Here is an 18,944-nt window from a genome sequence, read left to right as displayed (position 1 = left end):
GGCAATCAACCATCAAATATTAATATAACCTTCAAGGTAAGACACCGCTTGGCCAGAAATAAGCACGCGGTCGCCTGTCACCTCACACTTCACTATACCGCCTCGTTTAGATGCTTGATAAGCCATAAGCTTTGACCGTCCAAACACTTTTGCCCAATACGGCGCCAACCCCGTGTGGATTGAACCGGTAACCGGGTCTTCATCACCGCCGTTCGCGGGCCAAAAATAACGCGAAACAAAATCAAATTGCGTACCAGGCGCTGTCACTACCACATCATAGGGTGCGAGTGTTTTTAGTTGTTCGCTGTCTTGAATTACGCTTAAAACGTCATCTTCGTCAGAATAAACCGCAAAATAAGCTTGGTTATTTTTTAAAACGCTTTTGGGCTTGATAGAAAGCCCTTGCAGTAACGCTTCAGGCACATCGTTGACTGGGTGGGGCATTCTATTTGGGAAATCCATTTGAATGAATCCTTCGTCTTTCTTAACGATTTTCATCATTCCTACTGACTCTGCGAAAAGTGAAATATGTGATAGCTGATAATTTTCGCTAAAAATCACATAGGCAGAAGCCAACGTTGCGTGCCCACAAAAGTCGATTTCTGTCATGGGTGAAAACCAGCGGATAGTAAATACGCCGTTATCGTCTTCAACCAAGAATGCGGTTTCAGACAGGTTATTCTCGGCAGCAATTTCCTGCATTTTTTCATTACTGAGCCATTTGCCAGTGATAACAACAGCGGCAGGGTTACCTTTGAATCTTACACTGGTAAATGCATCAACAACGTTAATTTTAATTTTCATACAAACGCGCTTTTTCTATTATTTTTAAAGCTTTGAATTGGCATTAAGTAAAATGGGCTGCTATTCGTATCGCCCGTGTTTCCAGTCAGTGCAAGGTCATAAAAGTTTTCGTTGCAGCGCCTGCAATTGTAAGTACTTGGCCAAAACCTGCGTGTCCATTGTCATGCTAGTTTTTCTTACCGTCAACGATTATTGGCTTATAAACAAAGCACCTTTAAGGCGTAACTCTACATCGCAATCTAAAACTCGTTTCCCAGACTCTTGCGTGTAATACAGCTTTCCTGTTGTGGAAGCTGACAGTAAAAAGAGCATAGCGTATATTAATGAAAGCTTATGAAATAAAAATTTTCCTTGTTAGACGCCGCTGTCGCGACGATGCTTTTTGATTGACTCTGAAATAGCATTTGTCTTTTCTTGCGAACGACTCTTACACTTCTTCCTATCTTCAATATGCCCCGTCGAGCAGTTACTGTTCTCACCTTTTATCACTGCCGAAGTGGTGTTGTAGATTGCATCGACACCGTCATTAGGCGTATTGATTGTGCCACAGCCAACAATGGAAAGTGAAAAAAGAGATAATATGAGGTACTTCACTTAGTCAAATCCTTTTAGGTATATAGACTTTTAAATAAGGGGCGCAGGCACGTGGGCTAAAAGTCTAACGAAGTGAGCCAGCCTACATGTTTGCGTTCCAGGCCGCGTAGCGTGCGAGCTTAATTTTTGTTATGTGCCAGCGTACTTTCTACTGCTGCCATAACTTTACTGTGCCCAATAAATAAAACATACCATAAATACAGCATATAATTGAGCTTACTAACCAAAAGGTTATTGAATTCTGATGTACCACAGGGTCTGAAGTCAGAAAGGGGCCAATTAAGCCTGCGATACCACGCAAAAAATAGATGGCTGTGATTAGAGCTAAACAGGTTTTTAGTAGAGGTAATTTGATGATTATGCCTGCACCAGAAAACGCATATAAGCCCCAGCCCGTAAGAATTGAGGCAATTACTAAAGTTGCAATTGTGGGGTACGGGTCACCCTGAGCTGCGAGTTGAGCCATGCGTTGACCAGCACCAAAAAAGAGATACCAATCAGGACCGCCGATAATACAACTTATATGAAGTAGTGCAGCCAAGATGCTTAAACTGCCAGCGATTATTAGTTGATTATTCTTGTGCATTCAAATTCCTTTTGGCACATACATGCAGCTATAATGGCGCAAGCCGCTGCATGTATGTGTCCCACTTGAGCGCGTTGTTAGCCGTTTTTACCAAACCTACTGTTTCGTTAGCATTAACCGACGCAAATCTCGCTCCGCACGCATAACAAAAAGAATACGAACCTTTTCATCATCATACTTGTAGAAAACACGACACGGAGTTACAACGACTTCACAACAATTGAGGTGTTCCAGTTCTGGTGGGACGCGTCCAGACTCTGGAAAATCAACCAAACGTTCAACTTTTGTAAAAACCGTTTGCACCAGTTGTTTAGCAGCCACGACATTTTCAAGCGCGATGTATTCAGCAATGCCATTCATATCGGATAGAACCGGCTCCGTCCAAATTATTTCAACCATTTTGACATTCTGTCCTTAGCATCTTGATGGCTTACCACTTTGCCATCCGCTAGAGCTCGCTCGCCACGAGCAATGCCTTCTAGGATCGCTAAACGATTTTGCATAAATTCATAATCTTCTACATCAATAAGGTAAGCTGACGGCTTTCCGTGCTCAGTTATTAATACTGGCTCTTTCGTATCATGAAGATCGGCAAGGATCTTAGTAGCCTGCCGTTTTAGTGACGTCACAAGTTCTACTTTCATTTGAGCTGCTCCAAAGTAACATTAAAGTGATACTATTCTATCACTCTGAGCATGGCAAGTTTTCAAACGGCTAGACACAATGACTCCCTGAGAAATGCTAGCCTCCGCATTTTCGTGGGTTAGCTAACAGCAAAACTGCTCACCAGAGCCATAATTAGTTTGTTCAATACTAAATCAATTTGGAGGCTAGCATGAACAAACATAGCATGATTTTTATCGGGTTGGATACGCATAAAGAGTTTCATGAGGTTGTTTATTGTGAAGAACAGCGTGGAGCGACGCCTGTTCATTATGGGCGTATTCCCTCATCTAAGGTTAGTGTCAAAAAGCTACTTCGTCAGTTTGAATCTAAATATCCTGGTGCAACACTTCACGTTGTTTACTAAGCAGGGCCATGTGGCTACTGGATATATCGTCTCATTACCAGTCTTGGGCATTGTTGCTATGTCGTGGCTCCGTCTCTTATTCCCAAAAAGCCAAGGGAGCGAATTAAAACTGACCGCCGAGATGCGCTTAAGCTCGTTAGGTCATTAAAGTCTGAAGATCTCACGCCCATATATGTTCCCGAGCCTGAGGACGAAGCCTTTCGCGACTTATACCGTACTCGTGAAGCGGCAATGAAGGATTTAAAAGAAGCAAAGTATCAACTCAAAGCCTTATTACTTCTCAACAACATACGTAATGAAGGCACTGCCAACTGTTCGAAGAAGCACCTTCGCTGGCTCACCGAACTGATTTTGCCTCATCCAGCCCAGTAAATTGTCTTGCAGGAACAACTGCAAACCATTGAGGAGCGTATCCGGCGACTGGAAAGGATGAGCGGTCACCGGGCTACGGCGGAGTGAGTAAGGTAGGCGCTGTTCATTGAGAAATGAATAATCCACGAATACCAGCATTAGAAGCGACGAGATTACTGCCTCATCCGGTGCGTTAGCTCATTTATTTTAAGTGAGAAATAAAGCTAATTATGGACTGAAATAGTGTCAGGGATGCACTCGCTCAGGGTTGACAAAGGGAGTCATACCAACACCCCCATAAGGGGCAGTAACCCGTGGGTTAAAATCCGCGCGAAGCGACAGAGCCCACGTGTTACTGTCCCAGCGAACGCAGCGAGTGTTAATGCTTTTGTTATACGCAATTTGCTACATCTGTAGCGTATTGCTACAATGTAGCGGCTAACTATTGGGAGACATATTATGGCAACCGCGAGCGTAAGACTAGACCAAGATCTAGTTGAGAAAGCTACCATTATGGGCAAAGCACTAAATCGAACTATGCCAAAACAGATTGAGCATTGGGCAAAGATAGGTGAAATGATGGAAGATAATCCCGATTTGCCATACGAATTTGTGAAACAGGCAATTATTTCTAAAGCTGAAAAAGAGGCTGGAAAATTGGAGCCTTACGATTTTGGCTAAGATTACCAATGTTTTACAGACAGCTAATTTTAAGAGAGCAGTAAAGAAGTTACATCAGAATCAGAAAAAAGACTTGGATAAAGCCGTTAAGGAACTAATGGCCGATCCTCTTCTAGGTGAGCAAAAAAAAGGCGACCTAGCCTTTCTTCGCGTGTACAAATTCAAGATGGTCAAGCAGTTAACCTTACTAGGTTACAGCTACGAGGATGGCACTGTAATACTTGAATTGATAGCTCTTGGTTCTCATGAAAACTTTTACCGTGATGTTAAAAAGTTATTATGACCAATTGCGTATAACATTACGCTAAGCGGCACAGTTGCGTGGGGCATTATGGCGAAGCCGCCCCGCGTGTATGCGTCCCAGCGAACGAAGTGAGTGTGTTGATTGGTTTTTTAGCCCAGCGCACGCAAAACTGCCTTTGGCTCTTTGGCGACCACATTTAACAGCGCTAATGCTGGACCATGAGGAGTTCGGTCGCCTCTCTCCCAATGCCTAAGAGTTGACACACTAATACAAAATTTGGAAGCAAACTCCATTTGTGTTAATCCCAAGCCGTGCCTAATCTTGGCTACATCAACGTGAGGTGGGCGATGTACTTTAGCAGCCACCTTTTTGCCGTCATTAAGATCGATTGCCTCTTGAAGCCCTTGGGCAATACTTTCATATGCATTATTCATAAGCTTTCTCCAATGCTTTCTTTGCTAGAATTTCAACGAGTTTAGCCAATTCATTCCTATCAGCCTTGGACAAATTCGCGCGCTCACTTTTCCCAAACATGGTAAGAAGATATAAAGGAATACGCTCATCGTGATAGTAATAGATAACTCTTACACCACCGCTTTTACCTTTATTGCCTCTACTCCAGTGTAACTTACGAATACCGCCAGTACCTTCCATGATATCTCCCGCTTTTGGGTGCTCAGAAAGATAATCAATTAAGGCTTTACGCTCAGATTCGTAAAGTAATGAATCTGCTCGTTTAATGTATTCAGGTAATTCAGTTATTGTGGTAAGCATAACGCTGATTGTAATCCATTGGATTACTTTGGTCAAAGAGAGAAATAAGGGCTAACACCCGCATAACGGGAAAAAATACGTAGGCTACAATACTAAGCGAAGCGCAAGGAGCCTACGTGTTTTTGTCCCAAGGAGCGCCAGCGACAGAGTCAATGCGTTTGTTAGTTGCCGTAAATTCAATAGGTGTGCTAACATTTGTGTGTACATTTCATAAGGAGTTTACTATGGATACCCGTATTCAGTTTAGAGTAGATGAAGAAACTAAACGGCTAGCTCAGATAATGGCCGAAAGCCAAGGACGCACTTTAAGTGACGCTTGTAGAGAGCTTACGGAAGAACTCGCTGAACAGCAACGAAAAATAATTAATCATGATCAGTGGCTTACTGAAGAGGTTAATGCTGCGTTCAGTAAATTAGAGAGTGGGCAAAGCAAGTTTGTCAGTCATGAAGAAGCGAACTTGGACATGGAAGCTCGAAAAATGAAAATTAGGAATAAAGCCAAAAAATGATCTTATGGGAAAAAAGTTCGTTGGACGATCGTGAGGCTATTTTCGAGTTTTTATACGAATTTAACCCATTAGCAGCAGAAAAAACTGATGCAATAATTGAGAAGAAAGTTGAAAACTTGAACCAGCAACCTTTTATGGGAGTGGAGAGAGAGGATATACCGGGAAGACTGTTAATAATTTCAGAGGTTTCAATGATTGTTTCATATTTCATAAAAGACGACATTATTCACATTCTTCGAGTTTTACACCAAAAGCAAAAATTTCCTGTAGGCAACTAACGCTAAGCTTTGGGGCGCTAGCACGTGGGCTAAAATCCGAACGAAGTTAGTGAGCCCACGTGTTAGCGTCCCAGCGACCTAAGGGAGTGCCAACAGCGTTTTGTTATGTTTTGTTGCTGATAAGAGCGAAAGCCCTATTAATACTAACAGCTTCAAAGTTTGAAGGGTTACTCTTTAGAGTATTTGCCATGAACTCAGCAGCCATACCGAATGGCTTTTCTGGAACCTGTTTTTCTAGTTGAACTCCTTGTTCTTGCTGTGCAATTAAAAATTCCAATGCGGCCTGGTTGCATTTTTCAACCCAAGATGCATCCTTTGCAACAGCATCATTTAGCGGTTTGCACGATATTGTGAGCTCCGATTCAGAGCTTGAAGCGCTGAAAGCAATTGATTGAGATGCATTGTTATTCGCGAAGCTTGCGTTGCTAAAAGCAAACAGCAGAGTTGCCAAAATTAATTGTTTAAAAATCCTATGAATCATAAATTTCTCCTTAAAACATAACACCCGCATAACGGGCAAAAACACGTGGGCTACAATTTCTAGCGAAGCGCCAGGAGCCCACGTGTTTTTGTCCCCAACGAGATAATTGGACTCCCCAACCTAATAGGTTGGTCTAACATTTACGTTGTCACACACAAAGGTTAGATAGGAGTCCATCTATGTATAATATGCTCACTGGTGTAGATTTAGCAAAAAAAGAGATCCAGGTTTGTGTCGCCAAATCGAATAAGATAGTTCGTAATATGCCGATGACGCCCACTGCTTTTTCTAATTGGCTAGCCACTCAAAAACCAATGACAGTTGTTTTTGAAGCGTGTGCGACGTCAAATTATTGGTATCAATGTGCGCGTGAATACGGGCATGATGCCCGTTTAATATCAGCTAAGCTTGTATCGAATATTCGTCAAAACCAAAAGACTGATAAGAACGATGCTGAAGCGGTTTTACAGGCATCACAACTTAGTAACGTGAATTTTATTAGCGGGAAGTCTAAGGAGCAGCAGGAGCTTCAATCACTTGTCCGTATGCATCAACTATCAGTAAAGCATAAAGTTGCTTACGGGAATCAACTCTGTTCGTTACTTTTAGAGTTCAACATTAAGTTGTCACCAACAGATGCGGGTTTGAACAGTGCAATACAGTCGATATTGGAAGATGCAGAAAATGGATTTAGCGCGATATTCAGAGAGGCATTACACACGGCATGGCATCAATATCTCAAGAGTATAGAGCTCGTAAAACACTACGAAAAGAGTGTAGCTAGAGCCAGCAGAGCATCAGAAGCTTGCAAAAATCTCATGAAGATAGAAGGTGTTGGCCCGACAAATGCGGTTAACCTGTACATAGCGCTAGGTTGTTGTGAGTTAGGCGTTTTCAAAAAAGCCCGAGACGCTGCTGCGTGTATCGGTTTAACGCCAATACAACATTCTTCAGGTGGTAAAGTGCGTTTGGGGTCTATAGGTAAAAATATACGGAACTCGTCATTGCGCGCTAACTTGGTCGCAGGTGCGATGTCAGCAATAAACCAGGCGGTTAAACGTGATTCGCGAACGAAGAAAGATGAATGGATTAAAGGGCTAGTAGAGCGGAGAGGTAAACGTTGTGCAGCTGTAGCGCTGGCCAACAAAACAGTTAGAACAGCATTTTCGTTGCTACGCAACGGAACTGATTACAAAGCAGAGCTATTATCTGCTTAGTTTAGTTTTAAGTTAACAACTAAATGCGCCATACAAGATAAAAATCAGCTTGGTAAGCCAGTGCTGCGCTCAGGGAATAAAAGCCCGCCAGCGAGATGTGGCATCAAGTTCGCGTAAATATCATAGAGCCGGGATAGCTTCCCATTATGAGCTCGTACATAAGCACGCATTACATCTTGAACGGTAAAAATAGTTGTTGACTATGGGGAGTCCACATAAGCGCAGCGAGTGTTAATGCGCTTGTTATATTTTATTTTCACTTACAGAGCGATTGCTCTTTGTTTTAAGGGTGTCTTCTATAGCTATTAGAGAAGCAAGAACAGAAGACCCAAATAAAGAATATAGAGAATGGGGCAAGAGGCTAATAGCTGAGATATGCATAAAGGTATTTATACCCGCGCTATATTTACTAACCGCTATGATAAGAGACAAAAATAAAAGACCAAATCCCACATAAGCGAGAAGTCTAGCAATAATAAGGACAAGTCCTAAATTATTTGTTTTTAAGTTTGCATATGGTCTCATTAAAACTCCATTTTTTAAAATTTGAGGGAAATATAACTTTTCAATAACGGGCGCAGGCACGCAGGGCTTAATAGCGAAGCGGCCCTGCGTGTATGCGCCCCAGCGAACGGAGTGAGTATGTTGATTGACTTGTTATGTTCACTTCGTTGAAAACCCCTTGAGGATCTCCATTGTTGGCGTAGGCTTTGTAACCCACTCCCCGTTTTCCATTACTTTCATTGTTTCGTTGAAGCCACCTTGCGAATTGAAATAGTCAGCCACTTCCATATAAAAGTCTTTGATGAGTTGGTCTTCTCGTTCACTGGTGGGCGGAAGTCTAAAGGAATCTACTAAAAGCACTTTCATTGATACATGACTTCTTAGAGAGGTTCTGGCTTTTTCGATTTCTCCATCTTCGATGTTTTTTAAAGCGTAGAGCATGAACCTTCCATTATCTACGTGCTCCTTCGCGTAGCTAGCTGCATCAGTAGATGTCATTAAGTATATAGACGTGATAAAGCCAAGAATGAAGACCACAATGGTAAAAATGCCGCCAGAAATGCCAATTAAGATTCTTGATTTCATAATTCGTCCTTGTGAACATAACTTTTAAATAAGGGACGCAGGCATGTGGGCTAAAATCCGAACGAAGTGAGCAGCCCACATGTTTGCGTCCCAGGAGACCTAAGGGAGTGGTCTTGAGCGCCTTGTTATAAGCAAAGCCAGTTCCTTTGGTCTTTTTAAAAACTGATAAAGCCAGCATACGATTGATTGTTAACACAAACAAGCAAAACGACTGTGCATTGATATTTTTGATTTTGCAGAAGCTAGCCGCCATTTTAACTATCAAGTGTAATGGCGCTTGCTGGCTGAAAATAAGAATTTGGCGATAAAGCGCCTATTACACCAGCTTTGAATTGAAAGCGGCGGATTTAAACTTACCACAAGCCAGAGCGATGCTAATGAGAACAGGTGAGGGTAGTTGTACTGGGATTTTTATAAAGCCAAACGAAGTTTAGGCTGACGCCTTATAACTTTTCAATAACGGGCGCAGGCATGTGGGGCATAATGGCGAAGCCGCCCCGCGTGTATGCGTCCCAGCGAACGAAGTGAGTGAGTTTATTGAGTTGTTATATGCGCATGCCAACGTCATTTAATTGTGGGCAAAATTAACGCATCTAGATCTTTAATTACATCAGCATGAAGCGCTAAGGCAAGGTTCAATGAAGCATTCATAACTGGCACATGCTTTAATGCAGAAGGGATTTCTATGACTTTTAAATCCCCCTCTACGCTTGACTCGATAACGCCCCAAACAACACCTATAAGGTTTACTTTGGTTCCCGGAGTATATGCACCACTAGCTTGCCTGAACATTGGTGCTTCATACGAGAAAACTGGTGATCCGCTTGAGCCTTGAAAAGCTGCTACATCAATAAGAAAATCCTGTTTATCCTGATAATTCGCGAAAGGATGAGTCGCTGTATTTCCGATGCGAGAGATGGGCATATTATTGTGATGATCCCAAATGCCTCGGGGATAGCCAACTACCAAAACTTGCTCTATATCCCTAACATGCTTTTTATCTTCGTCTTTAACCATCCAGCTTGAATCAAGAACCATACTTCGAAGCTTTTTCCCTGAATTTAGTATAGGAGCCAATATGATGGTCACATCAATAGCACAAAGGTCTATATCGGCGTTTGGATGGTTATATACAAATGGTGCAATTGGAAGTTGTTCTGTTTTATCAACTCTTCCAACAGGCTGGTGATGTTCGTCTAAGTCTTCAAGAGAGTCCGCATAAGAATGAACAAACCTAATATAATCTGCACCATTCACAACGTGCTTATTTGTTAAGATAAAAATTTTCGCATTCGATGTTTTTGGGTCTTGCACTTTATAGTAAAACCCAGTCCCTACGGAAAAAGGTTCTTGTCCATTTTTACCCGCCATTACTCTAACAGTTGAGCGAACAAGTGCATTTTCGATTGACATATCATTCCTTAATATTATTAGTTGCCTGACGAACAAGCTGAATCTTCAGCGCATATAACTTTCCAATAACGGGCGCAGACATGTGGGGCATAATGGCGCAGCCGCCCTGCGTGTTTGCGTCCCAGCGAACGAAGTGAGTGACTTGATTTTTTTGTTATGTACCATCGCTTGATACTTCCACGAAAAAACCACTAACTTTCTGACCTTTAATTTTTGCACACCACCGTTTATAAAATGGATACGCTACTAAGGCCATCATAACGCCATTTACAACCGAAACTGCCGGTGTTGCTATCACTGAAATTAAATCGACTATGGTCGGTTCTCCGAAAAGCGCAATAATAAAAATGAGAACTCCAAATACTAATCCACCTATAAAGTTGATGGTTGCAGATATTTTGATAAGTGACTTTAAGTTGAGTTGAGTATGAAAAATTCTAGTCATAGGTTTCTTATTCTAAGTGGCACATAGACACAATGACTCCCTGTAAAAGTGCTAGCCCCCGCATTTTCGTGGGTTAACTTTTCAGCCAGAGCCATAATTAGTTTGTTCAATACTAAATCAATTTGGAGGCTAGCATGAACAAACATAGCATGATTTTTATAGGGTTGGATACGCATAAAGAGTTTCATGAGGTTGCTTATTGTGAAGAACAGCGAGGTGCAGCACCTGTTCATTATGGGCGTATTCCCTCATCTAAGGTCAGTGTCAAAAAGCTGCTCCGCCAGTTTGAATCTAAATACCCTGGTGCAACACTTCACGTTGTTTACGAAGCAGGGCCATGTGGCTACTGGATATATCGTCTCATTACCAGTCTTGGGCATTGTTGCTATGTAGTGGCTCCGTCTCTTATTCCCAAAAAGCCAGGAGAGCGAATTAAAACCGACCGCCGAGATGCGCTTAAACTCGTTAGGTCGCTAAAGTCTGAAGACCTTACACCCATCTATGTGCCCGAGCCGGAAGATGAAGCTGTGCGGGATTTATCTCGAGCTCGAGAAGCCGCAATGAAGGATTTAAAAGAAGCGAAGTACCAGCTTAAAGCTCTACTTTTGCGAAATAACATACGCTATGAAGGTACTGCCAACTGGTCGAAGAAGCACCTTCGTTGGCTCACGGAATTGATATTGCCTCACCCGGCCCAGCAAATTGTCTTACAAGAACAATTGCAAACCATAGAAGAGCGTATCCGGCGACTGGAAAGGCTCGACAATGAGTTAACCCATCATGTACACCAATGGCGTTATTATCCAGTTGTGAAAGCCGTTCAGGCGATGCGAGGCGTTCGATTGCTCGTTGCTGTTGGTGTGGTGGCAGAGCTCGGTGATTTACACCGCTTCGACCATCCCAGAAAGCTCATGGCTTATCTGGGCTTAGTTCCCAGTGAACAATCATCAGGTGGAAAGCGACACTTAGGCGCCATTACTAAAGCGGGAAATGGAAGAGCAAGGCGTTTACTGATTGAAGGTGCACACAGCTATCGTTATCCGGCCAATGTCTCTACCGAATTACAGTTAAGGCAGGAAGGCTTACCTAAAGACATCGTCGATATCGCTTGGAAAGCACAGCTTCGCTTGGAAAGCACAGCTTCGCTTGTGCAAACGCTACCAGCGCATGAGTAAAAAGGGTAAACACTACAATTTAATCATTACCGCAATAGCTAGAGAAATGGCGGCATACATCTGGGCTATTGCAAAGGAAGTGGTACTTACACCGGTTAATCCAAAACTAAGACTGAGCCGAGTACCTGCATGATAAACGAGTTTGAGCTAACGCATTCGGATCAGGCCGCGGGATGTGGCACAACCTACGAGGGCGTTATGATGGCAACAACCTAACGGTTGTTGAACCACGAGCCTAGACTGATGAGAAAGGCTGAGCGGTCACCGGGCTACGGCGGAACATGTAAGGTCAGCTCTGCTTATTCAATGAATAAGTAATCTACGAATACCAGCATACCAACCGACGACATTACTGCCTCATCCGGTGCGTTAGCTCATTTATTATGAGTGAGAAACAAAGCTAATTATGGGCTGAAACAATGTCAGGGAAGCACGCGTTCAGGGTTGACAAAGGGAGTCATACCAACGCCCGCATAAGGGGCTGATAATAGTTTGCTAAAATGTGAAGCGGAGCGGAACCGAGCAAACTGTTAGCAGTCCCGTCTTTATGCGCTTGTTATGTGCTTTATTTGTACTCTATCGAACTATTATTGCTTGTGATTAATTAGACATAGGGCAATTCCTATTTGCATAAATAACTATTATTTCACCATCACCATATTCACAAAACCATTTATCGGCATCAGCTCCACTTCCTGCCCACTGATTGATTAAAGGTGACGCAAAAGCGCTAGCAGTAAATAAAGCAACGGTTACAGCTAAAGATACAGTTATTTTTTTCATTTTATTTCTCCATGCCCATGAATAAAAAAGTTATATGCGGGGCAAAACACATAACAATTTAGTGTAAGGAAAAATCCTTTATGTAAGGTGGAAAATTTCCGTATATCACTTTTTATTTGGAACAGATTATCAAATAAAAACAAAAGGTTTTTTAGATTGAAAGCCGGAAAATTTCTCTTTTATTTTTACCTATAGCAAAAGACTGAAGCGCTGGTTATAAAAACAGTAATTCTTGCTAATTATAAATAGGCGTCAGGGTGAATCTTGTTAACCTTCCACTCGCCATCTTCTTTAATCAAATCCAGGCTTCGTAGGTCTTCTACTTTATCGCCGTTATAGTTGCCGCTTAAAAACACGGTAATCGTTGATTTTTCTGAAAACTCGTTTCTGCCAACCCGTCCCGCGCTTTGAGGGGTAACTGTCACTGTGTCGTATTTTAAATTAAGCAAGTGGCGTTGAACGTTACTATTCGTATGATATCGGGTGAGTATTCTGGATAATTTTTCGCTAGAAAGCTGTATCGCAGTATCTAAGTTGTCGTCTTCATAAACACTTTTTAGAAATTTCACGGTAGTGTACTCGGGAGTGCTCTCGTCTAGCATGCCGTAGCGGCCAATGCCTTCTTCTTTTTCACCGCAGCCGGATAAAATCAAAACTGTAAAAAGCCCCAAAAGGGCGTACCACATACGCGTTTTCATTTGATATACCTTAAATTAAAGACGTCCGTTTCTTATTGATAGTTTTATATCTTAATGAAGTCAATGTACTGCTCGCTTCAATAAGCTATTGCTTGATTATTCACAATATTTAATGGAAAAGCAAAGTAAGGAATGGAGGGGCGTAACGCAAGAGGTAGGATAGGGAAGTCATCTAAGGCTGATTGAAACAAAAAAGCGAGGCTTCAACAAATGCCTCGCTTCTCTAATTAAAACATAGCGTTTTTATTGAACTTCTTCTTGCTCGTCAAATGCACCAGCAAATAGCGGGCTACTTAGATAACGTTCGGTACCGCTAGCTAGCAGAACAACCACAACTTTGTCTTTGTTCTCTGGGCGTTCGGCAAAGCGCTTTGCAGCCACAACTGCAGCACCAGAAGAAATACCGGCAAGAATACCTTCGTCGGTCATAAGCTTACGCGCCATGTCCATACATTCATCGTTGGTTACTTGCTCAACTTCGTCAATTAAGTCTAAGTCTAGGTTACCTGGAATGAAACCTGCGCCAATGCCTTGGATTTTGTGTGGTCCAGGTGTGAGTTCTTCACCCGCAAGCGCTTGCGTGATAACCGGTGAGTCCGTTGGTTCTACTGCGATAGACGTAATAGCTTTACCTTGGGTATTTTTTAGGTATCGGCTTACACCGGTAATCGTACCACCGGTACCAACACCTGCTACAAACGCGTCTACTTTACCGTCTGTATCTTCCCAAATCTCAGGGCCAGTGGTTTTTTCGTGAATTGCTGGGTTAGCTGGGTTGTCAAACTGCTGCAGCAATACGTACTTATCTGGATCTGAAGCCACAATTTCTTGTGCAGCAGCAACCGCACCTTTCATGCCTTTAGGCGCTTCTGTTAGCACTAGGTTTGCGCCTAATGCTTTAAGTAGCTTGCGGCGCTCTAGGCTCATGCTGCTAGGCATAGTAAGCGTTAGTTTGTAACCGCGAGAGGCAGCGACAAACGCAAGAGCTATACCTGTGTTACCGCTGGTAGGCTCTACAATCTCTTTACCTTCGGTAAGGACACCGCGCTTTTCAGCATCCCAAATCATGTTCGCACCAATACGGCACTTAACGCTGAAACTTGGGTTGCGCGATTCAATCTTAGCGTACACATTACCTGATGTTACGCGGTTTAGCTTAACTAGTGGCGTGCGGCCAATAGATAGGGAATTGTCGTCAAATACGTTCATTATAAATCCTTACCTCGTTCCTGATTTAAAGGAAACCCCGTCTGTCGTGATCTGTACGACCTTTTTAGTAGTTAATAATTCAGCGCACGTGATAGTTAATAATTCACAGCCTAAATTAGGGGATTTCGTCATACCCCTATATCATTGGTCCCAAACTGTAAAATGCAAAGTGTTTTTTAGCTATATGTTATATCTATGGGCAATCATCTAGGTGCCTTGATAATATAGTAAAAATTGCAAAGACGAAAAATTAAACGGAGTACAACAATAATGGCTTTTAGTGGCACGTCTAATTATATCGCAACCAAAGACTTACAGCTGGCGGTTAACGCTGCCATTACCTTAGAGCGCCCGCTACTTATTAAAGGTGAGCCGGGCACAGGTAAAACCATGCTTGCCGAAGAGCTAGCCGAGAGTTTAGGTACTGAACTCATCCAATGGCATATTAAGTCAACTACGAAAGCGCAGCAGGGCTTGTACGAATACGACGCGGTATCGCGCCTTCGCGATTCCCAATTAGGTGACGACCGCGTTCACGACATCAGTAATTACATTGTAAAAGGTAAGCTGTGGGAAGCATTCAGTGCGGAAAAACGTCCTGTTCTCCTCATCGATGAAATTGATAAAGCCGATATCGAATTTCCTAACGACTTACTGTTAGAGCTCGATAAGATGGAATTCTTCGTTTACGAAACACAAGAGCGTGTAGTCGCGAAGCAGCGTCCTATTGTAATTATCACGTCGAACAATGAAAAAGAGCTGCCAGATGCCTTTTTGCGTCGTTGTTTCTTCCACTATATTCAGTTCCCGAACCCAGATGAAATGCAAGAAATCGTAAATGTGCATTTCCCGGATCTAAAGAAAAAGCTGCTTGATGAAGCGTTGAAAGCCTTTTTCGAAATTCGCGATGTACCAGGCCTCAAGAAGAAGCCTTCTACCTCTGAACTGATAGATTGGTTAAAGCTACTTGTCGCTGAAGATATTCCACCTGAAGCGCTGCATTCAAAAGACGGCAAAGCAGCAATACCGCCACTATACGGTGCTTTACTTAAAAATGAGCAAGACATTCATTTGTTTGAAAAACTGGTCTTTATGGCGCGTCGCTAATGCTTATTCAGTTTTTTTATACACTGCGAAAGTATCAGGTTAAAACCACGCTCCGCGAGTTACTTGATTTGCTCAAAGCGTTGGAGCATCACGTGGTATATGCCGACATCGAAGCTTTCTACAGCTTGTCTCGTACCATTATGGTGAAAGACGAAACCCAGTACGATAAGTTCGATAGGGCATTTGCTGATTATTTTGAAGGGGTAGAGTCTGTCGATTTGTTCGGTAAAGACATCCCAGAAGAGTGGCTGCGTAAAGAGATTGAAAAAAACTTGAGCCCGGAGGAACGTGAAGCGCTGCGTAAAGCTGGCGGACTTGACGAACTTATGGACACCTTGAGAAAGCGCTTGGAAGAACAAGAAAAGCGCCATCAGGGGGGAAATAAGTGGGTAGGCACTGGCGGTACATCGCCGTTTGGCGCCTATGGCGACAACCCGGAAGGTGTACGTATAGGTCAGAAAGGAAACCGCAAATTCTCTGCCGTTAAGGTGTGGGATAAGCGAGAGTTTAAAAACTTAAGTTCTGATGTTGAGTTAGGTACGCGCAACATTAAAGTGGCGCTTCGGAAACTGCGTAAATTCGCGCGCACAGGTGCTAGCGAACACTTAGATGTACCTACTACCATTGGCGAAACCGCGAAGAAAGGCGGCCTGCTTGATATTCACATGGCGCCAGAGCGCCACAACGCGGTTAAAGTGTTAATGTTCTTTGATGTAGGCGGTTCAATGGATCCCCACGTTAAGAGTACCCAAGAGCTCTTTTCTGCCGTACAAACCGAATTTAAGTACTTAGAGTACTTTTATTTTCATAACTGTGTATATGAAGAGGTGTGGAAAGATAATTTACGGCGGGAGAAAGAGCGTATTCCTATTTGGGATATCATTCATCGCTACGGTAAAGATTACAAGGTGATATTTGTCGGTGACGCCACTATGGGGCCTTACGAAATAACCTATCCAGGCGGCAGCGTAGAGCATTGGAATGAAGAGCCGGGTAGTGTGTGGATGCAGCGTTTGTTGAATCATTTTAGCAATGCCGTGTGGCTTAATCCGCAACCTGAAAACTATTGGCCTTATTATTCATCTATCAAGATCATCCGAGAGATCATGGAACAGAGAATGTATGGGTTAACCCTTGAAGGTCTAACTGAAGCCATAAAAGGGCTAAGTCGTAGCCGTTAGGTATAAACGACAATCGCTGATGAGCACGCGGAATTTGAATTTAGGTGATTATAATATAGCGTTCGTATTACTTGCTGGCGGGCAAAGCGCCCGTTACAAGGGTAATAAGCTGCTTTCTACTCATCCCGTTTCTTCATTACCTCTTATTGAGCACAGCGTACGTACGCTCATTAAAGCAAAAGAGACATACCTTACCGCGCCATCAGCTTCTGCTTCTAGGGCTGTGTCTACAAGGGCGTGCAATCAGTCAACGTTACCGGTTCAAAACCAAGTCACTGTTGTTACGGGTAAGTGGCATTCAAGTATAGAAGCTCAGTTGAGTCAGCTACCGGTTAACCTTGTATGTAACACGGCGTGGAAAGAGGGGATGGCTTCCAGTATTCGGGTAGGTGTAAAACATGTTCTGTCGATTTCTTCACAAGCCGCGCTAAAAGATAAAACCATTTCTGAAGGTACACTTAAACCAGATTGCCAAAAGGAAGCGGACTGGCCCACTCACGTTTTATTTTCATTGGCAGATTTGCCGTGCCTTGTTGAAAGTGACGTGTTGCGGCTTATCGAAGCGTCGCAAAAGAACCCTAATAATATTGTTTGCAGCCAATGGCATATCAGTCGTGAAAAGCCAGGCGTAGCAAACAATTCGGGGGCACGGTTAACGGTACCAGCCATATTCCCTAAAGACATGTTTAACGAGCTACTTTCACTTCGCGGGGATGTGGGCGCTAAGCCAGTTATTAACAAATACTTAAAGGCGGGAAGGGTAACCATGGTGCCTACACCGAATGCGCAATTCGATATAGACACGCCACAGGATTGGTCGCGCATAAGCCGTCTTTTTATTTTACCCAGTCATAATCTCGCCCAGAGTAAAAAGCCAAAAGACGCTTAGGCAAACAGTAAGCTTAGCTACACGGCGTTTAAACGCGCTGCATTACTAGGGCGTTGAACATAAAGAAGGCGTGCGCCCAACATGATCGCCGCCGCGCTTAAACCTACGATAATACCAATCCAAAAGCCCGCAGCTGCCATTGGCTCTGTAGTTATCCAACTGGTTCTGCCTAAGACTACGCCAGTCGGTAGGCCGATTAACCAGTATGAGACAAAGGTAATGAGAAACATCGCTGTAGTATCCTTATAGCCACGTAATGCATTGGCCGAAATAACCTGTACCGCGTCGGATAGCTGAAATAGGGCGGCGTAGATAAGGAGCGCATTGGCAAGGGTGTAAACCGCGTCGTCACTGGTATAAAGGCCAATGATGAAGCCTTTAGCTAGCAGTGTAAATGTTGCGGTGCACGCGGCAGAGCAAAAACCAATAAAAATGGCGGTGCGAGCTGCAATTTTAGCCTGCCGCTGATTGTTTTGGCCAATTCGGTAGCCTATTCGAATAGCCGCTGCCATACCTATACTCATGGGAAACATAAACATGAGGGCTGAAAAATTAAGTGCAACTTGATGTGCGGCAACGGTTGTTGCGCCAAATGGAGCGAGCAGCAGTGCAACCAGTGAAAATAAGGTCACCTCAAACAGAATGGTCATGGCGATAGGTAACCCAAGTTTAAACGTTCTCGTTATGGTGGCCAAGTTTGGTTTGTATAGCTGCCCGAACAGGTTATATTTTTGCAAAGCTGGCGCAAAGCGTACGTATATCACTGTGGCGACAAGCATGGTGTAAATAACGATGGCTGTTGCAATACCACACCCTGCACCGCCCATTGCGGGTATCGGTCCAGCGCCGTAAATGAATAGATAGTTACCTACTATGTTGGCCATCAGTCCAATGACAGTAATAGTCATTGTTGGCTTGGTTTTGCCTAACCCTTCGCAGTAGTTTCTTAGCCACTGGTAAAGTGCAAAACCGGGCATTGCAAATAACACGTATAGTACGTAGTCCACGGTTATACTGTATAGTTCTGAGGCCATTGGGAATAAAGCAACAATACTTGCTGTAAAGGGAATTAAACCCGCCACCAGTACGCCTACAAAAAAGACCAAGTAGCCTGCCTGTTGACTAGCATCGGCAATGCCATTTAAATTCCGATTTCCTTGTAAACGAGAAATAATAGGGGGCAGCGCTAACGCAATCCCCTGAATAAAACACAGCAAAGGTACGGTAATACTGAAGCCCAGCGCTACGGCTGCCATATCGGTTGCACTGTAACGGCCTGCCATGATGGTATCGCTCACGCCCATTAGCATTTGCGTAATTTGAGCAACCAGTAAAGGCCAAGCTAGTTTTAAAATATCTCTACCTTCTAAAAGAAAGCGTTTTTTATTCACGGCAATGTGTCTCTT

The 18,944-nt window shown here is 43.3% G+C and carries 24 protein-coding genes and 2 pseudogenes; 10 read left to right on the top strand and 16 right to left on the bottom strand.

Annotated features, from left to right (window positions below):
• Window positions 1-12: 12 nt before the first annotated feature.
• The 5 genes from MADE_RS10985 to MADE_RS10970 form a co-directional block, all read right to left on the bottom strand.
• On the bottom strand, window positions 13-804 hold the full coding sequence (locus MADE_RS10985) for a PhzF family phenazine biosynthesis protein (protein WP_012518675.1): 792 nt from the start codon (window positions 802-804) through the stop codon (window positions 13-15).
• 354 nt (window positions 805-1,158) lie between these two features.
• Window positions 1,159-1,398: a hypothetical protein gene (locus tag MADE_RS20520; protein WP_012518674.1), complete on the bottom strand. Its 240-nt coding sequence runs from the start codon at window positions 1,396-1,398 to the stop codon at window positions 1,159-1,161.
• A 148-nt stretch (window positions 1,399-1,546) separates the two neighbouring features.
• On the bottom strand, window positions 1,547-1,984 hold the full coding sequence (locus MADE_RS10980) for a hypothetical protein (RefSeq protein WP_012518673.1): 438 nt from the start codon (window positions 1,982-1,984) through the stop codon (window positions 1,547-1,549).
• Window positions 1,985-2,080: 96 nt separating this feature from the next.
• Window positions 2,081-2,383: a type II toxin-antitoxin system RelE/ParE family toxin gene (locus tag MADE_RS10975; protein WP_012518672.1), complete on the bottom strand. Its 303-nt coding sequence runs from the start codon at window positions 2,381-2,383 to the stop codon at window positions 2,081-2,083.
• Entirely contained in the window at window positions 2,371-2,628 is a 258-nt protein-coding gene (locus MADE_RS10970) for a type II toxin-antitoxin system Phd/YefM family antitoxin (RefSeq protein ID WP_012518671.1), read from the bottom strand. The genes MADE_RS10975 and MADE_RS10970 overlap by 13 nt, the downstream gene beginning before the upstream one ends.
• A gap of 191 nt (window positions 2,629-2,819) precedes the next feature.
• Here MADE_RS10970 and MADE_RS10965 point away from each other — a divergent pair.
• From MADE_RS10965 to MADE_RS10955, 3 genes and pseudogenes are all read left to right on the top strand, one after another.
• Window positions 2,820-3,446: pseudogene (locus tag MADE_RS10965) on the top strand (IS110 family transposase); the annotation flags it as partial.
• Window positions 3,447-3,824: 378 nt separating this feature from the next.
• Window positions 3,825-4,046 carry a TA system antitoxin ParD family protein gene (locus MADE_RS10960; RefSeq protein WP_012518669.1) on the top strand — a complete coding sequence of 74 codons (222 nt, stop codon included), beginning with the start codon at window positions 3,825-3,827 and terminating at the stop codon, window positions 4,044-4,046.
• Complete coding sequence (locus MADE_RS10955) at window positions 4,039-4,329, top strand: type II toxin-antitoxin system RelE/ParE family toxin (RefSeq protein WP_012518668.1); 291 nt, start codon at window positions 4,039-4,041, stop codon at window positions 4,327-4,329. The genes MADE_RS10960 and MADE_RS10955 overlap by 8 nt, the downstream gene beginning before the upstream one ends.
• A gap of 110 nt (window positions 4,330-4,439) precedes the next feature.
• Here MADE_RS10955 and MADE_RS10950 read toward each other — a convergent pair whose 3' ends face one another.
• Window positions 4,440-4,724: a helix-turn-helix domain-containing protein gene (locus tag MADE_RS10950; protein WP_012518667.1), complete on the bottom strand. Its 285-nt coding sequence runs from the start codon at window positions 4,722-4,724 to the stop codon at window positions 4,440-4,442.
• Window positions 4,717-5,064 carry a type II toxin-antitoxin system RelE/ParE family toxin gene (locus MADE_RS10945; protein WP_012518666.1) on the bottom strand — a complete coding sequence of 116 codons (348 nt, stop codon included), beginning with the start codon at window positions 5,062-5,064 and terminating at the stop codon, window positions 4,717-4,719. The genes MADE_RS10950 and MADE_RS10945 overlap by 8 nt, the downstream gene beginning before the upstream one ends.
• A gap of 224 nt (window positions 5,065-5,288) precedes the next feature.
• Between MADE_RS10945 and MADE_RS10940 the strand changes: the two genes are divergently transcribed.
• Together MADE_RS10940 and MADE_RS10935 are read left to right on the top strand one after the other, a co-directional pair.
• Window positions 5,289-5,573 (top strand): type II toxin-antitoxin system TacA family antitoxin, encoded by a 285-nt coding sequence (locus tag MADE_RS10940; RefSeq protein ID WP_012518665.1) that lies wholly within the window; start codon window positions 5,289-5,291, stop codon window positions 5,571-5,573.
• On the top strand, window positions 5,570-5,851 hold the full coding sequence (locus tag MADE_RS10935) for a type II toxin-antitoxin system RelE/ParE family toxin (RefSeq protein WP_012518664.1): 282 nt from the start codon (window positions 5,570-5,572) through the stop codon (window positions 5,849-5,851). Before MADE_RS10940 ends, MADE_RS10935 begins: the two co-directional genes overlap by 4 nt.
• Before the next feature lie 103 nt (window positions 5,852-5,954).
• Here MADE_RS10935 and MADE_RS10930 read toward each other — a convergent pair whose 3' ends face one another.
• The gene (locus MADE_RS10930) at window positions 5,955-6,332 is read right to left on the bottom strand and encodes a hypothetical protein (RefSeq protein WP_012518663.1); all 378 of its coding nucleotides are present in this window, start codon (window positions 6,330-6,332) and stop codon (window positions 5,955-5,957) included.
• A gap of 179 nt (window positions 6,333-6,511) precedes the next feature.
• Between MADE_RS10930 and MADE_RS10925 the strand changes: the two genes are divergently transcribed.
• A complete protein-coding gene (locus MADE_RS10925) occupies window positions 6,512-7,549 on the top strand; it encodes an IS110 family RNA-guided transposase (RefSeq protein WP_012517136.1) in 1,038 nt (345 codons plus the stop codon).
• A gap of 243 nt (window positions 7,550-7,792) precedes the next feature.
• Here the strand turns inward: MADE_RS10925 and MADE_RS10920 are convergent, their stop codons facing one another.
• From MADE_RS10920 to MADE_RS10905, 4 genes are all read right to left on the bottom strand, one after another.
• Window positions 7,793-8,074, bottom strand: coding sequence for a hypothetical protein (locus MADE_RS10920; protein WP_012518662.1), 282 nt, complete (start codon window positions 8,072-8,074; stop codon window positions 7,793-7,795).
• Window positions 8,075-8,212: 138 nt separating this feature from the next.
• Window positions 8,213-8,638 carry a hypothetical protein gene (locus tag MADE_RS10915; protein WP_012518661.1) on the bottom strand — a complete coding sequence of 142 codons (426 nt, stop codon included), beginning with the start codon at window positions 8,636-8,638 and terminating at the stop codon, window positions 8,213-8,215.
• Window positions 8,639-9,202: 564 nt separating this feature from the next.
• Entirely contained in the window at window positions 9,203-10,051 is an 849-nt protein-coding gene (locus MADE_RS10910) for a S1 family peptidase (protein ID WP_012518660.1), read from the bottom strand.
• 154 nt (window positions 10,052-10,205) lie between these two features.
• Complete coding sequence (locus MADE_RS10905) at window positions 10,206-10,496, bottom strand: hypothetical protein (RefSeq protein ID WP_023559733.1); 291 nt, start codon at window positions 10,494-10,496, stop codon at window positions 10,206-10,208.
• Window positions 10,497-10,630: 134 nt separating this feature from the next.
• Here MADE_RS10905 and MADE_RS10900 point away from each other — a divergent pair.
• A pseudogene (locus tag MADE_RS10900) lies at window positions 10,631-11,804 on the top strand (IS110 family RNA-guided transposase).
• Window positions 11,805-12,271: 467 nt separating this feature from the next.
• Here the strand turns inward: MADE_RS10900 and MADE_RS10895 are convergent.
• From MADE_RS10895 to cysK, 3 genes are all read right to left on the bottom strand, one after another.
• Window positions 12,272-12,454 (bottom strand): hypothetical protein, encoded by a 183-nt coding sequence (locus tag MADE_RS10895; RefSeq protein WP_012518657.1) that lies wholly within the window; start codon window positions 12,452-12,454, stop codon window positions 12,272-12,274.
• Between the two features lie 239 nt (window positions 12,455-12,693).
• Window positions 12,694-13,152 carry a nuclear transport factor 2 family protein gene (locus MADE_RS10890; protein WP_012518656.1) on the bottom strand — a complete coding sequence of 153 codons (459 nt, stop codon included), beginning with the start codon at window positions 13,150-13,152 and terminating at the stop codon, window positions 12,694-12,696.
• A 243-nt stretch (window positions 13,153-13,395) separates the two neighbouring features.
• Window positions 13,396-14,361 carry a cysteine synthase A gene (gene cysK / locus MADE_RS10885; protein WP_012518655.1) on the bottom strand — a complete coding sequence of 322 codons (966 nt, stop codon included), beginning with the start codon at window positions 14,359-14,361 and terminating at the stop codon, window positions 13,396-13,398.
• A 270-nt stretch (window positions 14,362-14,631) separates the two neighbouring features.
• On the opposite strand from cysK, the gene MADE_RS10880 reads away from it, so the two are divergent.
• From MADE_RS10880 to MADE_RS10870, 3 genes are read left to right on the top strand one after another with little or no spacing between them, the layout of a single operon-like run.
• Window positions 14,632-15,468: an AAA family ATPase gene (locus MADE_RS10880; protein ID WP_012518654.1), complete on the top strand. Its 837-nt coding sequence runs from the start codon at window positions 14,632-14,634 to the stop codon at window positions 15,466-15,468.
• A complete protein-coding gene (locus tag MADE_RS10875; protein WP_012518653.1) occupies window positions 15,468-16,649 on the top strand; it encodes a vWA domain-containing protein in 1,182 nt (393 codons plus the stop codon). Before MADE_RS10880 ends, MADE_RS10875 begins: the two co-directional genes overlap by 1 nt.
• A gap of 19 nt (window positions 16,650-16,668) precedes the next feature.
• Entirely contained in the window at window positions 16,669-17,538 is an 870-nt protein-coding gene (locus MADE_RS10870; RefSeq protein WP_012518652.1) for a nucleotidyltransferase family protein, read from the top strand.
• A gap of 17 nt (window positions 17,539-17,555) precedes the next feature.
• Here the strand turns inward: MADE_RS10870 and MADE_RS10865 are convergent, their stop codons facing one another.
• A complete protein-coding gene (locus MADE_RS10865; RefSeq protein ID WP_012518651.1) occupies window positions 17,556-18,929 on the bottom strand; it encodes an MATE family efflux transporter in 1,374 nt (457 codons plus the stop codon).
• Window positions 18,930-18,944: the final 15 nt, after the last annotated feature.

This window comes from Alteromonas mediterranea DE (assembly GCF_000020585.3).
Lineage (GTDB): Bacteria > Pseudomonadota > Gammaproteobacteria > Enterobacterales > Alteromonadaceae > Alteromonas > Alteromonas mediterranea.
This window is presented reverse-complemented; position numbering and strand designations above follow the sequence as displayed.

Bases quoted from the DNA above. Each gene is read 5' to 3' on its own strand.
- MADE_RS10890 (WP_012518656.1), bottom strand. From the start codon at position 13,152: ATGAAAACGCGTATGTGGTACGCCCTTTTGGGGCTTTTTACAGTTTTG.
- MADE_RS10940 (WP_012518665.1), top strand. From the start codon at position 5,289: ATGGATACCCGTATTCAGTTTAGAGTAGATGAAGAAACTAAACGGCTA.
- MADE_RS10875 (WP_012518653.1), top strand. From the start codon at position 15,468: ATGCTTATTCAGTTTTTTTATACACTGCGAAAGTATCAGGTTAAAACC.
- MADE_RS10880 (WP_012518654.1), top strand. From the start codon at position 14,632: ATGGCTTTTAGTGGCACGTCTAATTATATCGCAACCAAAGACTTACAG.
- MADE_RS10975 (WP_012518672.1), bottom strand. From the start codon at position 2,383: ATGGTTGAAATAATTTGGACGGAGCCGGTTCTATCCGATATGAATGGC.
- MADE_RS10870 (WP_012518652.1), top strand. From the start codon at position 16,669: ATGAGCACGCGGAATTTGAATTTAGGTGATTATAATATAGCGTTCGTA.
- MADE_RS10905 (WP_023559733.1), bottom strand. From the start codon at position 10,496: ATGACTAGAATTTTTCATACTCAACTCAACTTAAAGTCACTTATCAAA.
- MADE_RS10985 (WP_012518675.1), bottom strand. From the start codon at position 804: ATGAAAATTAAAATTAACGTTGTTGATGCATTTACCAGTGTAAGATTC.
- MADE_RS10950 (WP_012518667.1), bottom strand. From the start codon at position 4,724: ATGAATAATGCATATGAAAGTATTGCCCAAGGGCTTCAAGAGGCAATC.
- MADE_RS10935 (WP_012518664.1), top strand. From the start codon at position 5,570: ATGATCTTATGGGAAAAAAGTTCGTTGGACGATCGTGAGGCTATTTTC.
- cysK (WP_012518655.1), bottom strand. From the start codon at position 14,361: ATGAACGTATTTGACGACAATTCCCTATCTATTGGCCGCACGCCACTA.
- MADE_RS10910 (WP_012518660.1), bottom strand. From the start codon at position 10,051: ATGTCAATCGAAAATGCACTTGTTCGCTCAACTGTTAGAGTAATGGCG.
- MADE_RS10970 (WP_012518671.1), bottom strand. From the start codon at position 2,628: ATGAAAGTAGAACTTGTGACGTCACTAAAACGGCAGGCTACTAAGATC.
- MADE_RS10925 (WP_012517136.1), top strand. From the start codon at position 6,512: ATGTATAATATGCTCACTGGTGTAGATTTAGCAAAAAAAGAGATCCAG.
- MADE_RS10920 (WP_012518662.1), bottom strand. From the start codon at position 8,074: ATGAGACCATATGCAAACTTAAAAACAAATAATTTAGGACTTGTCCTT.
- MADE_RS10960 (WP_012518669.1), top strand. From the start codon at position 3,825: ATGGCAACCGCGAGCGTAAGACTAGACCAAGATCTAGTTGAGAAAGCT.
- MADE_RS10895 (WP_012518657.1), bottom strand. From the start codon at position 12,454: ATGAAAAAAATAACTGTATCTTTAGCTGTAACCGTTGCTTTATTTACT.
- MADE_RS10915 (WP_012518661.1), bottom strand. From the start codon at position 8,638: ATGAAATCAAGAATCTTAATTGGCATTTCTGGCGGCATTTTTACCATT.
- MADE_RS10980 (WP_012518673.1), bottom strand. From the start codon at position 1,984: ATGCACAAGAATAATCAACTAATAATCGCTGGCAGTTTAAGCATCTTG.
- MADE_RS10945 (WP_012518666.1), bottom strand. From the start codon at position 5,064: ATGCTTACCACAATAACTGAATTACCTGAATACATTAAACGAGCAGAT.
- MADE_RS10930 (WP_012518663.1), bottom strand. From the start codon at position 6,332: ATGATTCATAGGATTTTTAAACAATTAATTTTGGCAACTCTGCTGTTT.